The organism is Paenibacillus sp. MY03, assembly GCF_002165585.1.
GTDB lineage: Bacteria > Bacillota > Bacilli > Paenibacillales > Paenibacillaceae > Pristimantibacillus > Pristimantibacillus agaridevorans.
This window is the reverse complement of the sequence record NZ_MXQD01000066.1, coordinates 11,254-26,473: the sequence shown is the minus strand read 5'-3', so window position 1 is coordinate 26,473 and position 15,220 is coordinate 11,254. Positions and strand designations below refer to the sequence as shown.

General features: G+C 53.7%; 12 protein-coding genes. 8 read left to right on the top strand and 4 right to left on the bottom strand.

Annotation, left to right across the window (positions count from 1 at the left end):
• Window positions 1–10 precede the first annotated feature (10 nt).
• The 4 genes from B1748_RS32825 to B1748_RS32810 all read left to right on the top strand — a co-directional run bounded on the left by B1748_RS32825 (window position 11) and on the right by B1748_RS32810 (window position 4,312).
• Window positions 11–1,492, top strand: coding sequence for an ABC transporter substrate-binding protein (locus tag B1748_RS32825; RefSeq protein ID WP_256976093.1), 1,482 nt, complete (start codon window positions 11–13; stop codon window positions 1,490–1,492).
• Between the two features lie 125 nt (window positions 1,493–1,617).
• Window positions 1,618–2,568: a carbohydrate ABC transporter permease gene (locus B1748_RS32820; protein ID WP_256976092.1), complete on the top strand. Its 951-nt coding sequence runs from the start codon at window positions 1,618–1,620 to the stop codon at window positions 2,566–2,568.
• Window positions 2,569–2,581: 13 nt separating this feature from the next.
• A complete protein-coding gene (locus B1748_RS32815) occupies window positions 2,582–3,418 on the top strand; it encodes a carbohydrate ABC transporter permease (RefSeq protein ID WP_087572188.1) in 837 nt (278 codons plus the stop codon).
• An 84-nt stretch (window positions 3,419–3,502) separates the two neighbouring features.
• Window positions 3,503–4,312, top strand: a complete 810-nt coding sequence (locus B1748_RS32810; protein ID WP_179215941.1) for an alpha/beta hydrolase — start codon at window positions 3,503–3,505, stop codon at window positions 4,310–4,312.
• Between the two features lie 214 nt (window positions 4,313–4,526).
• Here B1748_RS32810 and B1748_RS32805 read toward each other — a convergent pair whose 3' ends face one another.
• The 4 genes from B1748_RS32805 to B1748_RS32790 form a co-directional block, all read right to left on the bottom strand.
• Window positions 4,527–4,784: a DUF2164 domain-containing protein gene (locus tag B1748_RS32805; RefSeq protein ID WP_087572186.1), complete on the bottom strand. Its 258-nt coding sequence runs from the start codon at window positions 4,782–4,784 to the stop codon at window positions 4,527–4,529.
• A gap of 35 nt (window positions 4,785–4,819) precedes the next feature.
• Window positions 4,820–6,961, bottom strand: coding sequence for a GTP-binding protein (locus B1748_RS32800; protein ID WP_087572202.1), 2,142 nt, complete (start codon window positions 6,959–6,961; stop codon window positions 4,820–4,822).
• A gap of 450 nt (window positions 6,962–7,411) precedes the next feature.
• Window positions 7,412–7,945, bottom strand: coding sequence for a YceI family protein (locus tag B1748_RS32795; RefSeq protein WP_087572185.1), 534 nt, complete (start codon window positions 7,943–7,945; stop codon window positions 7,412–7,414).
• 844 nt (window positions 7,946–8,789) lie between these two features.
• On the bottom strand, window positions 8,790–9,041 hold the full coding sequence (locus B1748_RS32790; RefSeq protein ID WP_087572184.1) for a hypothetical protein: 252 nt from the start codon (window positions 9,039–9,041) through the stop codon (window positions 8,790–8,792).
• Window positions 9,042–9,562: 521 nt separating this feature from the next.
• On the opposite strand from B1748_RS32790, the gene B1748_RS32785 reads away from it, so the two are divergent.
• The 4 genes from B1748_RS32785 (at window position 9,563) to B1748_RS32770 (ending at window position 15,201) form a co-directional block, all read left to right on the top strand.
• Window positions 9,563–11,707, top strand: a complete 2,145-nt coding sequence (locus B1748_RS32785; protein ID WP_087572183.1) for a multicopper oxidase family protein — start codon at window positions 9,563–9,565, stop codon at window positions 11,705–11,707.
• An 86-nt stretch (window positions 11,708–11,793) separates the two neighbouring features.
• The gene (locus B1748_RS32780) at window positions 11,794–12,297 is read left to right on the top strand and encodes a hypothetical protein (protein ID WP_087572182.1); all 504 of its coding nucleotides are present in this window, start codon (window positions 11,794–11,796) and stop codon (window positions 12,295–12,297) included.
• A gap of 30 nt (window positions 12,298–12,327) precedes the next feature.
• Window positions 12,328–12,828 (top strand): hypothetical protein, encoded by a 501-nt coding sequence (locus B1748_RS32775; protein ID WP_087572181.1) that lies wholly within the window; start codon window positions 12,328–12,330, stop codon window positions 12,826–12,828.
• A 63-nt stretch (window positions 12,829–12,891) separates the two neighbouring features.
• A complete protein-coding gene (locus tag B1748_RS32770; protein ID WP_256976091.1) occupies window positions 12,892–15,201 on the top strand; it encodes an ATP-binding protein in 2,310 nt (769 codons plus the stop codon).
• Window positions 15,202–15,220 lie beyond the last annotated feature (19 nt).

Below are 15,220 nucleotides of genomic sequence, written 5' to 3'. Positions count from 1 at the left end.
GGGACTTTCAATGAAGGCAGTTAAAATGAAATCGATTGTGGTTGCGCTCCTTGCTTTGGTGCTTGCGATGTCCATGGCAGCCTGCAGCGGCAACGGGAATGGCAAAACAAATAAAGAAACGAATGGGGCAAGCGGGGCGCCGAATACAAGTTCCCCGACGGCCACGGCCCAGGATGACGTATATCCGGAGAACGGATTGCCGAAGGACGAGGCCGTGACGCTGAAATTCGGTTTCTTTGAAGGCGGTATGGGGCGCGAATACATCGATTATGCGATGGACACGTTCAAAAAGAAATTCCCGAATGTCAGCTTCGAGGTCGTCTATTCTCCGAAGATCGGCGATATTATCAATGCCAAAATATCGGCCAATGACGACGACGATATGTTTGATCTGTTCAATGGAACGATTCCGGGCGGAGTAACGCCGCTTGTCCTGGCAGGCAAACTGGAGCCGCAGGACGATCTGTGGGACCATGTTTTATATGATGGAAACGGCAAAACACTCAAGCAACTGGTAATGCCGGGAGCGGTTGAAGCTTCGGTCAATGTCGTCCAGGGTAAACTTTATGCGTTGCCTGTAGCCGCCAGCGGATCCGGCCTGTTCTTTAACAAACTATTGTTCGAGCAGAAGGGATGGAACCAGTCGCCGAATACTTGGAGCGAATTTGTCGAACTGCTGGCCAAGATCAAAGCGGACGGAGTCATTCCCATAACGTATCCGGGCCAATATCCGAATTATATCGAGCATGCATTCGGCCCAGTCAAAATGTTTGAGCTTGCTGAAATCAACGGCAATTTGGAGGAGTTTACAAAGAACTTCCGCAACTTTAATTTGCCGCAGCATCTTTCGCCGGAAAGCATCGAAGTATGGAAACGAATCTATGAGCTTGGCCAAAAAGGATATTTCCCGGAAGGCGTAGCGGCCTTGTCGCACACTCAATCGCAAATGCAAATGATCCAGGGGCAGGCGGCGATGGTAGCGACCGGCGTGTATGTGGAAAACGAAATGAAGTCGGCGTTGCCGCCTGAGTTCGTCTGGGGTTATATGTCGGTTCCTATGGGCGACGACCCGAACGGCACCAGATGGATTCGCTCCACGGCAAGCAATGGTCACTACATCTGGGCGGGCAAGCCGGATTTGAACAAGCAATGGGCCAAAGAATTTAATGTTTGGATGTGGAATCTGGACGTACAGGAGGTCATCGCCGAGAAAGGCGGACAATTGCCGGTGCGCCAGGACTTCTCCGATGACGAGACGAGAGCCGGCAAGTTGCAGAATGCTCCGAAAGCGATGTTCGAGTACATGAATGCCAACAACACAAAAATGGAGGGGGCCGTTCGGGATCGGACGTTAACGGACCCGAGCGTCTCTCAAGCGAACAAGGTCATTCAGGAAGGCACGATCGGCATTACATCAGGAAATAAGGAACCTCTGCCTATTCTCGAGGAGGCGGAAAAGTTAATCGAAAAGGCGATACAGGCACAGAAATAATAGCTTTTGCAAGGAAATGACTCCCCGCTGCTATTGGCGGCAAAGTATTCGCGGTTAATCATCCTTTGTCGCCAATACAGCGGAAAAGTGCATAAGCGATTCTAATACAGAAAGGAGTTGCCGAATTGAATCGACTGTCGCGCGCCAAACGATCCCCAGCTTCCGGTTTGTGGAAAGATGGGTTGAAAAATGCGAAGATGCAGCGAAATCTCTTTTTGCTGTTGGCGCTAACTCCTGCCTTTGGGGGATATTTGCTGTTTACGCTCTACCCGAATATGTTGTCGGTCTATTATTCTTTATTGAACTGGAATGGCATCTCCGAGCCGGAATTTGTTGGTTTGAGCAATTTTGTGACATTGTTTCAGGATAAATACGTGTGGAGGGCGTTGCTGAACAACCTGTTCTACATGGCGACCGTGCCGATTGCCGTCATCTCCATCTCACTGCTATTGGGATACTTGCTTGCCAATAAAGGCTATAAAGGAACATCCTTTTTTAAAGTGCTGTTTTTTTTCCCGAATGTGCTCTCTACCATCGTGATTGCCCTGCTCTGGACATTTATCTATGACGGAAGTTTTGGGTTGTTAAACGATTTCCTGCGGCTGCTGGGTGTGCCGATCGGCAATTTTTATTGGCTTGGCGAAGCCAGAACCGCGCTTGCCGCGATTGTACCGCCTTACGTATGGGGAGGCGTGGGCCTTTACGTCATTATTTTCATGAATGCCATGACAACCATTCCGAAGTCGCTTTATGAATCGGCCATTTTGGAAGGGGCACGCCATATGACGATTTTATTTCGCATCACGATACCGCTAATTATGCCGATTGTCCGCATAAGCGCGCTGTTTCTGATTCTGGGCACCCTGAAAGGATTCGAGAAACAATTGATCCTGACGAACGGCGGTCCCGCGGGAGCAACGGATGTAGTCGGGCTATATATTTTCAATCTTGCTTTTGGAACAGAAAATCATAACTATGGTTACGCTTCGGCTGTGGGCATGCTTCTGTTTGTCATTTTGGTGACAGCAAAATTGCTGATGGATAAATATATGCCTGACCGGTCGGTTGAATATTGAGAGGATGGAAGGCATGCGAGAGAAACGTACGATCATCGATGTTGTTTGGTGGGTTTTGCTGATCGCCTGGTCCATGGCGATATTGTTTCCGCTTTTATGGGTGTTTTATCAATCGCTGCGATCAAATCCGTCGTTTTTTCAAGATGTGTGGGCGCTGCCCGAATCGTTAAACTGGATGAACTATAAAAATGCCTGGATCAAATACGGCATCGGAAATGCGATGCTGAATACGCTCTATTATGTCGGAGTCAGTCTTGTGTTGGGCACGTTCCTGACAACGATTAACGCCTACGCGCTAACCCGCATCCAGTTTAAAGGCCGGAAGCTGATGTGGGCGCTCATCATGCTTTCCTTGTTTTTGCCGGGAATCAATGCGTTGATTCCGCAATATGTGCTGATGCGGGAGCTGCATCTCACGAACAGTCTGACCGGGCTCATCTTGCTCGACAGTCTCGGGGAAAATGTATTTTTTCTTATGCTTCTGGGCGGTTTCATGCGATCGTTGCCCAAGGAGCTGGAAGAAAGCGGATTTTTGGACGGAGCGTCGATTTTCCAGGTCTTCATGCGCATTATATTCCCTTTATCGATTCCGGGCATCGTGACGGTGGCGATCTTTAAATTTTTGGGACTGTACAATAATTTCCTGGGACCGTTCATTTATTTGAGCGATCAGTCGAAATACACGATCGGCGTCAGTATGTACGCGGCGAATCAAATGATGCAGTACACATCGGATTGGGTGACCATGTTTGCCGGAGTGATGATTGCGATGGTGCCTTCGATCATCATGTTTATGTTCTTTCAACGCTGGATCATGGAAGGCGCGACGCTCGGCGCGGTTAAAGGTTAGATCGATTGCTTCGTCTGCCGGAACATGCGGATCAGATCGGGGCATTGAACCAAGATTCGCTTTTTGATAATGGGGGCAGGGAGTATGGAGCTAACGACGCTGTATCTGGATCAGCCCATTGTATGGAAAAGAGTTGTGGATATTGCCGCGCCCTATGGTACTGCGGGGCCTACGGCCTTGTTTTATATTCACGGCGGCGGTTGGAATTCCGGGAACAGGGATCTGTTCCATTATCATCTGGAACACTTTTCTTCCCGCGGGTACTGGTGTGCCAGCGCCGGTTATCGTCCGGCGCCCGAAGTGAACTGGAAGCAGCAGCTAACCGATGTAACGGGAGCGTATCTTGCCTTCCTGCGCCATCTGGAGCGCAGGCAGGAGACGGTCCGCAATATGATTGTCCTTGGCAGCTCGGCGGGGGCGCATCTTGCTTCCTTGCTGGCGCTTGTCTCCCCGGAAGCTCTGGATATTGCGCAGAAAGATCGTGACCTGTGGCGGAAGCCCGATGCATGCGTATCGATAAACGGTCCTGCAACGTTGGAGGAGTGGCCGGATATGAACGCGGACATAAGAGGCAGTATCGAGCAGACTATCGGGTATCCGTATGACGTTCTCGATCGTACCGATATGTTTGCCCAAGCCTCGCCGGTTAACCATGTTGGTCGGGATAGTCCTTCCTTCTTGTTCCTGCTTGCCGAGCGTGAGTATTTCTTTCCCCACGCGCATATTCATCTCATGAGCGAGAAGATCAGAAGTTACGGAGGAGAATCAGAGGCCGTTTTGATCGAAGGAACAGAGCACGGTTTTTTTTATCGCTTGGAGACCCCCGAACAACAACGGGCATTGGGCTTGCTGGAGGCTTGGTTTGACCGCCGGAAAGAAAAAAAGATGAAGTAAACGAATATGGGGCTGTCCCAAAAGTATTCGAATGATAAGGGAACGTTCCAATCTATACGTGAAAGGACCTCGATTTCCACTGTAAAGTGGGGGCTGAGGTCCTTTTTTTCGGAAAAAATCCGACTTGCCATAGGGGCTCGAAAAATTATAATTTGGCTTTTGGGACAGCCTCGTTTTATGTTTAAGCGTTCATGCGCGCGTGCAGGAAGCGCACTTACCTTCTGCCATTCAAGAGCGGTTTCTTAAGGGCATACAGATCATCGTCCGCAGCGGCCATTCTTTCCTCCAGCAGCTTGCGGGCGTCGTCGACCGCCCCGTTATAAATATGCGGAGTCAACTCGCTCAGCAAATAGTCCAGGAATTGCTCCCCCGCAAGCTCTCCGATCTCCTTGTCCAGCTCCGTCTCCAAATACTGCCGGATACTTGACACAAGCAATTGCTTCGTTTCTCTCGGCATTCTCGTCACTGACATGATACGCACCTCCTTTCTGCTCCATGCTCCGCACGTTATGATTGCGCGAGAGCCTTCCGCATATACAGAATGAAGCGGGATTGATCCAGCGGGTTCACGCCTCTGCGAGGCCGCTCCGCTTTGACGTCCGGCGGGCTTTCGCGGTACTCGGCGAACGTCGTCGAGAGGATGCCCCTGCCCTTGGTCATGGACCCGAATCTCGCGGGAAAATCGAGCGAAGTCGCCACCGGCAGCTTGCCCGTCAGCTCCATCCGTTCGCCCCGCAGCTGCGGAGCGTCGAATTCTCCGCGCATGGCGATCAGCTCGTTCATGATCTTGCCGCCATGCTCTTCCGGCACGGAAATCTTGAACGCCAGCAGAGGCTCCAGCAGCTTGACGCCGATCCGGTTCAAGCCGTCCATAATGCCCATTGGCGTAGCCAGGGCGAAGTCCAACGGATGCGTGTGCCACACATGATGCTCGCCCTCGACAAGCGTGACGCGCAGATCGGTAACCTCCCAGCCGAACAGACCCTGCTGAAGCGCTTCCGGCACACGACGGGCCACCTCGTTCTGGTAGCTCTCCAGCAGCCGTTCCGTACGTTCCAGCGATTCGTAATGCAAGCCGCTGCCCCGTTCGCCCGGCTCGATGCGGAATCTCAGGATGGCCCAGCAAGGCTTCGGCATCGTATAGGCGATGAAGCCCTCTCCTGTCTCCGCCGGCGTCTCCTTATAAATAACGGAAGGAGCGCCGAACTCGACATCGAGATCGAATCGGCTCTTCAGCACTTGGCTCAGCACCTCGATCTGAACGGGTCCCATTACCTTAACATGCAGCTCTCGCTGCTCTTGCAGCCACTGCAAGTCGAGGTGGGGGTCCTCTTCCGTCAGCTCGCGAAGCGCGGTCACAATCGCGGGGTAGCGCGATTCATCGGTCCACTTCGCCTGCACTGTGAGAAGCGGAACCGCAAGCCTCGCCTCTCCGGGCACTCCTTCCGCGCTCCCGACGATGTCCCCGATACGCGCCTCGCTCCAGCCGTACACGGCCGCTACGTCCCCGGCTCGCAGCTCCCCGACATCTTCAGTCCGGCGGCCGCCGTCGATGCGTCGGATCTGCGTCACCTTCTCCTCTATCTCTCTCGTCAGATTGAGGACGGAATCCCGGTTGCGAATGACGCCTCCATATAATCTCACGTATGCAATCTTGCCCATGGCAGCATCCCGCTCCACTCGGAAAACTACGCCGGACAACGGAGCGTTCGCATCGCCCTTGGGAGCCGGCAGAAGTGCAATCAGCGCGTCCATCAGCGGTTCAATGCCCAAGCCCCTGGCGGATGCACCGAACAGCACAGGATGGAGCCGCGCCTCTTTGACCAGGCGAGGGACGGCTTCCGCAAGCTCTTGCCCCGTCAAATCGCCCTGCTCCAGGTAACGAAGCATCAGTTCCTCGTCTGCATCCGCGACCGCTTCGGCGAGCGCCTGCCGGAACAGTTCCGCGAACTCGCTGTCGCTTGACGTATGCCGCTTCTCGTCCTGCCGTCCGCCATCGATGTCCTTGCGTGATGCGAACTTGCGTGCGCTGAAGACACTCGCTTGCGCGTTTTCAGCGCGCTGACTGGCTGCTTCGGCGCTCTGGCTCTCGTCCGCTGCCAAGGATCCGAACGATACGATCGGCACGACTCCGTCGAACGTCTCTTCGGAGCCGACAGGCGCCTGCACTGGCGCTGCATTCGGTGTCAGCAAGCGCCGGATCTCCGAGAGCGTTCGTTCGGCAGAGGCGCCCGTGCGATCCATTTTATTGACGTACAATAGGGTCGGAATCCCCCTCTCTTGCAGCGCATGCCAGATCACCTCCGTCTGTGCCTGTACGCCCTCCGCCGCCGACAGAATCAGCACCGCGCCGTCGATGACGCGCAGCGAGCGCTCGACCTCCGAAAGGAAATCGACGTGGCCCGGCGTGTCGATCAAATTGATCGTTGTCCCGTTCCGCTGGAAACGGGCAGAGGCCGCACGCACCGAGATGCCTCTCGTCCGCTCGACTTCCATAGAGTCGGTCTGCGCCGTTCCTTCGTCCACGCTTCCAAGCTCGCGGATGCGGCCGCTTAGATACAGCAAACCTTCCGTCGTTGTCGTCTTGCCTGCATCGACATGCGCGAAAATGCCGATATTGCGGAGAGACTCCGTCTCGCTCCTCTTCATCTGCAGAAACTCCTCTACCATGCCATGTCCATGCTTCCCCTCAAGCGGGACATGGCATGTTAATTGATTCATGTGCAGCACTCTATGTGCTGACCCTCCATCCGTTCAAGCAACCTGTACACAGGAAGCTTACCAAAGTACCGGAGCTGCGTCCAGAGCACAAGCCGCATGGCCTACGCGCCCCGTTGTACTCGCTTTTTCATACACATTTGCTCGCCCACATCCGTCTGCGCCCCGTTGTACTTGCTTTTTCATACACATTTGCTCGCCCACGTCCGTCTGCGCCCCGTTGCACTCGCTTTTTCATACTCATTCGCTCGTCCCCGTCCGTCTGCGCACCGTTGTACTCGCTTTTTCATACACAATCGCCACCCGCTTGCTCTCTACAAAACAAAAAAACGGTCTGCCGGAGCATGCTCCAGCAAACCGTTTCCCGTTTCGTTGCCTCAATTACGCTTGTTGCAAAGCTTCGATCTCGATGGAGATTTTCACTTCGTCGCCGATCAAAACGCCGCCTGTCTCCAGAGCCGCATTGTAAGTCAATCCGTAGTCGCTGCGGTTAATAGCGCCTTTCGCGCTAAAGCCCGCTTTAGTGTTGCCCCATGGGTCCTTGCCGGAGCCCTCGAACGATACTTCGAACGTCTCGGAGCGCGTTACGCCGTGCAGCGTTACATCGCCGGTCACTTCGTATTCGCCTTTGCCGGATTTCGTGATCGATGTCGCTTTGAAGTCGAGCGTGGGGTGCTTCTCAACGTCGAAGAAGTCGGCGGATTTCAGATGCGCGTCACGGTCGCCATTACGAGTGTCTACGCTGCTCAGATCGATCTTGAACGTGATGTCCGCTGTCGTCAGATCGTTAACGTCTGCATCAATGTTCGCTTCGAAAGCGTGGAACAAACCTCTTACCTTCGCGATCATCATGTGCCGAACGGAGAACTCTACCACACTGTGGGATGCGTCTACTGCCCAAACTGTTTTTTCCATTGTGAACAACCTCCATATAATGTTTTAGTTTTATAGCGCTCTGCTTGTCGCAGAAGTGTCTTCTCTTGTTGCTTCTTGCCGATTACTAACCTTTAATAATTAACTTACTTATGTTTCGTTCATGTCATTTATCTTAAACTAAAGATATCTCAATGTCAACAGCTTTTTTTTCGTTTTTCTCTTAAAGCTAATAAAGCTAAATAACTTCCAGAATTCGGCGCAGCATAACAGCTAGCCGCTGCCCATGTTTAGAACGATGCTGTGTGATTGTATAGCTTGACCCTCTGAGTTCCGTAACAATTGTACATTTTTACTCAAATCTACTAGCCTTTGCTTCCCTCAACCGGCAAATTGTACAAATGTACACAAATCCTTGACTCACATCGGCGATTCGAGCCTTTGCGAACCCAAATTTATGTATTTTCGTACAATTAAATCGATATGCAGCACATACCCAGCTATATTTGTGTATATTTGTACAAATATTATCGCTACTCAATAACCCTCCATTGGAGCAGCCATCCGCCATTATAAATTGGTTTGTCGCTATATGCATTCCGGACTCCCGTACCTCAATGACTTATCGTTCGAAAAAGCCGCCCCGGCGGCTGAATACAATCAGCGCCAGAGCGGCTTGCGGTTGCAGGCTTGCTCACTGCGCGCAAGGACGTTGCCTTGTCACGCGCGAGAGCCCGCGGCGTCGAACCGTGGCTTGTCCGCCAGAATACGGCAAGATACGATTGCAACGCATGTATAGGTATAAACTTCTGATACGAAGTACGGGTTTCATTCCACGGATGCGGCCAGCCCAAGCGCGAGCCTGGCTGCCTGCGTCCTTGACGCCTTATTCCTCTTCCTCTGCCGGAGCTTCCTCCGCCTCTTCGTCCGAAGCAGCGGCAGCTTCTTCAAGCTCTTCCTCCAGCTCGGCTTCCGTAACGGCTTCGGCCTCCGCTTCGGCTTCTTCTTCCTCCGCTTCTTCCGCGAGCACCGCCTCGACCTCGATAGCTTCAGCAGCAGATTCCTCTGCAGCAGCCTCTCCTTCGATCAGCTCCACGATTTCGTCATTTTCTTGAACCACGTCTTGATCTTGGCTCATGTCTATCACCTCCTGTCCTATTTCTTATCTTAATTGTAGCGCTTTCACGCTGAGAGACAAGAGGTGTAAATTGTCGGATCATAGGAAGTTTTCGCCCGGATTCGACCACTTGTCTTCTCGAAGTTCTACGAGGATTCGACAGCAAGCTGGACGTAGCACTCCATGTTCGATTACGACGCTATTCCCTCCCGCTTCTCCCCCCCGACCGAGGTCTAGGTTAGCTTAAGCCTCTCGCCCGTTCCGATGAGGAACGTCGAAGGATACGATTAATACAGTCAAGGCGAAACGGCTAAGCCGTCCTTTGGCGGCGGGGCGCGTTTCGTTCCGAGGAATATAGAGATAGTACGGCGTGTTGATATGCTTTCCTATACTCCAAGTTGAAACGGCTGCCGCCGTCCTTTGAACGGTACAACAAGTTTTATGACGAGAAGCCGCCTTCATATCCCAGATGAGGCCGGCGCTCGCATCGGAAGTGCACGACAGGCACGCATCATTTCTCGAATAACCGGGGGGTTTATCAGATGTACAGCTTAATCGTCAATACGGGGCAAGGAGCGCTCGCGATCCTGTTAATTATGAGCTTGATTGCCGCAAACAAGTCATCCAAGCTGATATTCAGCAAAAATGAACAAGAGCTTAATCGCAAAACGCGCAAGTTGATATTCTGGAGCTGGAGCCTGCTCCTGCTTGCGCTTCTATCCTCGGCGGCGGACGTCGCGCTGGCCGCAGCCTATCACCCCGCCTTCTGGCTGGATCGGCTCCTGCTGAGAACGCCGCTGCTGCTGCTGACAGCCATCTCCATCCCGCTTTCGGCGCTGCCTCGGATCCGCAAGCTCGCACAGCGCACGCAGGCAGGCTCGGACCAAGAGCTGGATGTCGCTAGAAGGCGGCACGCCACCGAGACCGGGCTCGTCATGCCGTTCAAGCTGACGGCTCTGGCGGCGGCAGGCGCCTTCTACTTCTTCCTGGCTCCTCCCCTTCCGTTCGTCTGGTTCAAAGTATTGATGCCGATTACGATTCTTGTCTTCCTCGGCGGTCTGCTCTGGATGCATCAATCCAACCGGAATCAGGTAGCCGCCGCTTCCCCGGAAGCTACCGTCTACCGCCCTTGGCGAAGAAGATTCCGCATTAGCGGCTCCGCCATCGCGGCAGCCGTAATCATCAGCTTGCCGGTCCTCATCGCGGCCGACAAAAGCCGCCTTCCCGACCGTATGCCGATGATGACGGGTACGCCGGATTGGGGTCTCTCGGGGACTGCCTCCAAGCAGCACAGTCACTCCGCCTTGGGCGGCCTGCTGCACGCCAGCCATCTCCCTGGAACCGAAGCCGGCCAAGAAGCGTCAGGAAGCCCTTCAATCTCGGTTGCTGATCTCGCCGGTCCAAGAGACGGCGAAGCAGATCGCGTCTTCGATCTGGTCGCGAAGCAGGCGGAGGTGAAGCTGTCATCCGGCAAAGCCGTGCAGGCTTGGACCTACAACGGCGTCATTCCCGGTCCCGAGCTCCGAATGAAGCTTGGCGAATTAATCGAAGTGCGGCTCGTGAACGAGGATATCGCAGACGGCGTCACGATCCACTGGCACGGTCTCGACGTGCCCAACGCCGAAGACGGCGTCCCCGGCGCCACGCAGGACGCGGTCATGCCAGGCGAATCCCACACGTACCGTTTCCGTGCGGAGCAGGTCGGCACGTTCTGGTATCACTCCCACCAGCATTCCAAGGAAGCCGTCGAGAAAGGACTGTTCGGCATGTTGATCGTAGATCCTCCATCTACAGAGGATGAACCGGGCGAAGACATTACGGTTGCGACCCATGTCTGGGAAGGAGGGGGTCTCGCCATCGGAGACAACGATACGTTGCAGCGCAAGATAGTAGCGCCCGGCACGCCCGTAAAGATCAGGCTCCTGAATACGGACAACTGGACGCGCAAGGCGCATCACGTGACGGGAACCCCCTTCCGGGTAACGGCCATCGACGGCGTCGAGTTGAACAAACCCGGCGAACTTCGCGGCACCGCGCTTTACTTAACGACGGGAGCGCGATACGACCTCGCATTCGTCATGCCGGACAATCCCGTCTATGTGAGCGTAAACGGCAGCAAGAAGCTTGGCGTGCTTCTGGCTCCTGATGGCGGAAAGGATTACGAAGTGCCGGACATCGACGGCAGCGGCGGCCTCTTCGATCCTTCGCATTATGGCGAGCCTGCCGACACCCCGTTCGGTCCGGACAGCGTCTTCGACAGAGAATTCACCATGCTGCTCGATAACGGATTAGCTTTTTATAACGGAGTTCCCGGCTTATATGATACAATTAATGGGAATGTATTCCCCCGCACGCCGATGTTCGTCGTGAAGGAAGGGGAAGTGGTGAAAACTACGATCATCAACCGAAGCGCCGTCGATCATCCCATGCATCTGCATGGTCATCATATGCTTGTCCTAAGCCGGAACGGCGAAGTCACGACCGGCAGTCCCTGGTGGTCGGATACGCTGGATGTCCTGCCCGGCGAAGTGTACGAAGTCGCATTTCTCGCAGACAATCCCGGACTCTGGATGGATCATTGCCACAATCTTGTACATGCGGCGGCAGGCATGACGATGCACCTGATGTACGACGGAGTCTCCTCCCCCTTCGAGATCGGCAGGGAGGTGCTCAATCATCCCGAATAATCTCCAGCAAGTACAAGATTTCAAGCGCATTGAAGATTGGAATAAGGGTTACAGTTGTATATACTAATAGAACGGAGTGTTTAATCATGAATATCAAAACAATCGGAGGCGCGCTCGCGCTCCTGCTAGGTGTCGTCCTGCTCTTGAATCAAGGGGAGTCGTTTGGTCCCGGCAAAATCTTTGCCTACTTCTGGCCATCGCTTTTCGTTATGCCGGTTGGCCTGTTCTTTCACTGGCTGTATTTCAGCGTGCTGGGGCGCAAGGGCATCGGCGTACTGATCCCGGGCGGCGTGCTCATCACAGCAGGCATCGTTTGTCAGATCGCCATGTTATTCGGCAACTGGGAGTATATGTGGCCCGGCTTCATCCTCGCGCCTGCTGTCGGCTTGTTCGAGTTTTACTGGTTCGGCAACCGCAACAAGTGGCTGCTGATTCCGATCAACATTCTAACTGTGCTGTCCCTGCTCTTCTTCGCGGTCTTCTCCTTCGGCGCCTTGATGGGCGAGATGTTGAAAGGCCAGCCTTACTTCGCGATTCTGCTCATTCTGGGCGGTGCCGCGCTGCTGACGCTGCGGAGGAAAGCCGACTAGGGCAGCCAACCAAGGAGGCCATCTGTCGTTATGCTAACGTTCCAACAGAAAATTGATATTATCGCGTCCTTTCCTGAGCTTCAGCGGAAGGACGTTTCGCTTGGGCGGGTCAACTTCCACTTCGAAGAGAGCGTCCATGACAAAAAAACCGTCGTCTACCACCTTCATCCCAATGGCAACGGCTTCGTCTACGCAGGTCTTCTCGGCGATGTGCACGTGGATTCCAAGGGTTTGGTGAATATACGCGACTACTCCGAGGAAGAGCTCCGGAGACTGGTCGCGCGCTCCATCGCTTCGCTATCGGGGGACGGGCCCGCCGACGCCGAATCCTCCGGTTCGGAACGCGCTGCCGCGAACAGAAAGCCCCTCCCGGTCACCGAACGGTGGCTGAGCCCTGGCGGCGAAGCCTACACGCTTCTCTTTGATGAGGAGATGTGGTACCTGTACGCGGGGGACGCCATCGACATGGCCTTCGAATCCTATAAGGAGGCTTTGGAATATTTGGCAGAAGAGGAGTTTCGACGGGGTTAAAGGATTTTGCCCTGTTATTGTCTAATTGTACTAGTTACAACTTAGATAGCAGGGGGAACCTCCGTGTCCATAAAAGCCAAGTTATCCTTATCGATCTCCGGTATCGTGGCGATCATTTTGATCCTGAATATCGGGTTTTCTTATTACACGTCGAAGCTGGCGCAAGAGGTCGCACTGGAGAGCCAGATGCGCAGCATCGCGGAGCAGCTCGTCGTATCGGTCGATTCTTTCGAGAATGTTCGCGTCCAGATCGACATCGAGCTGGCCGAGCAGCTCCGGTTCGCGGCTCTAGCCGCAAAGGGGCGTCTGGATCCCGATATCCGCAATATTAGCAATGACGACTTAATCAACCTGAGCAAAGAGCTCGGACTGCATGACATTACGTTATGGCAAAGAATCGACGATGAGATCGTATCCGTTCGATCCTCCAATAAGGAAGAATTGAATCTCAATTCAAGCTCATGGGATTACTGGAATACCGCGTTCCATCAACTAATGGACTTAAAGCCCGTCACCGTAAAGGAAGGACTGGCGATGGAGCACTTCTACTCCGGACCGATCAACTACGCCGTGTCCAATCCTAACGAGATTAACAAGTGGGGGTATTATTACGACGGCTCCACCAATTACATGATTAATACCATCGTCAACGCGCAGCAGACAACGAAGTTCAATCTCGTGGACGGTACAAATACTCTGGTGAAACAGCTGGTTACGTTCCAAAATAGCTTGCTTGAGATCACGGGATTCAACCCCGACTTTTTCGGAAAGAAAAAAATCATTAAAATGAAAAAGGATATTCCCGTCTACAATCTGGATGTCAGGGACATTATGTTCGGCGAATATACCTACAGCAATCCGGACGAAGACGCCGTGCACATTCAGACCGCGCTCAAAAAGAACGAGATGGTCTTCGACAAGTTCGAGGCGAACGGCAAAAAGGTGATCCGCAGCTTCATCCCTATCGTAACGGGTTCTCCTTATGTCATTGGGGTCGCATTCGACGAAGAGGAGCTCATGAAGCCCTTGCGCCAACAATTGCTTGTCCACTCGCTCATCTCTCTCGGTCTCGTGCTTCTGGCGATGGGAGCGAGTTATATCATCGCAGGGTATATGCTGCGTTCTCTGCATGAGATTATGTCCAAGGTAAACGCCATGTCGATAGGCAACTTCAGCGCCCCCATCTCGATCCGAAACAAGGACGAGATCGGCCTGCTGGCCGCGAGGGTCAATTCCATGGGCACCAACCTGCTGAAATATACGACCCAGCTCAAGGATACGGCAAACGAGCTGCAAAGCACGAAGCAGTATCTGGAGTCGTTCGTCAATAATACGTCGGACGCCATTCATGTCGTCGACCTGGACTACAACATTATTCAGGTCAACAATGCCTTCGAGCGGATGTACGGTTGGAAGATGGACGAGGTGCTTGGTCATCCAACCCCTAATCTTCCCGATGAATATGCAAGCGAAAAGCTCGCCATCATGAACAAGGTGCTGTACGGCGATTCCGTAACGGATTACGAGACCGTCCACCTTACCAAGTCAGGGGAGCGGATCGATGTCAGCATGACGGTATCCGCCATCCGCGACGAGGAGGAGCAGATCGTCGCCATAGCCACGATCTCACGTAATATTACGTCGCGCAAGCAAGCGGAAGAAATGCTGAGGCGCTCCGAGAAGCTGTCAATCATCGGACAACTCGCGGCCGGCGTTGCCCACGAGGTTCGCAACCCGCTTACCACGCTGCGCGGATTCGTGCAATTGCACAAGCAGACCGGCTCCTTGTCCGAAACGCATCTGGACCTCATGTTGTCCGAGCTGGACGACATCAATATGATTGTCAGCGAATTCCTGGTGCTCGCCAAGCCGCAAGCCAACCAATATGCGCGGGTCGAGATTGTTCCCATCATCAGAGACATCGTGATGATTATGGAATCGGAGGCTCGGTTGAACGGGGTTATGCTATCTTATGAGGCTGAGGAGAATACACCGGATGTTTTCGTTGTGGGCAGCCAGATCAAACAAGTCATGATCAACCTCATCAAGAACGGCATCGAGGCGATGCCGGGCGGCGGCGGCAAGCTCGATATTCGTGTTGCCCCGGCGGATAAGGATGAGGTCGTCATTCAAGTCATCGACCAAGGCTACGGCATCTCCGAAGAGGATTTGCCGCGACTGTGCGAGCCGTTCTTTACGAGCAAGAGCCAGGGCTACGGACTGGGCCTTATGGTATGCCAGCAAATCATCGACAATCACAAGGGCAGCCTCTCCTTCTGCAGCACGCTTGGAGAAGGAACTTGCGTCGAGGTGCGGCTGCCCGCAGCCCCGCCTCTGGATACCGATGCGACAGCGTCGTCCGAAGACGCGTAAGAGCAGGAGGAATGAGATA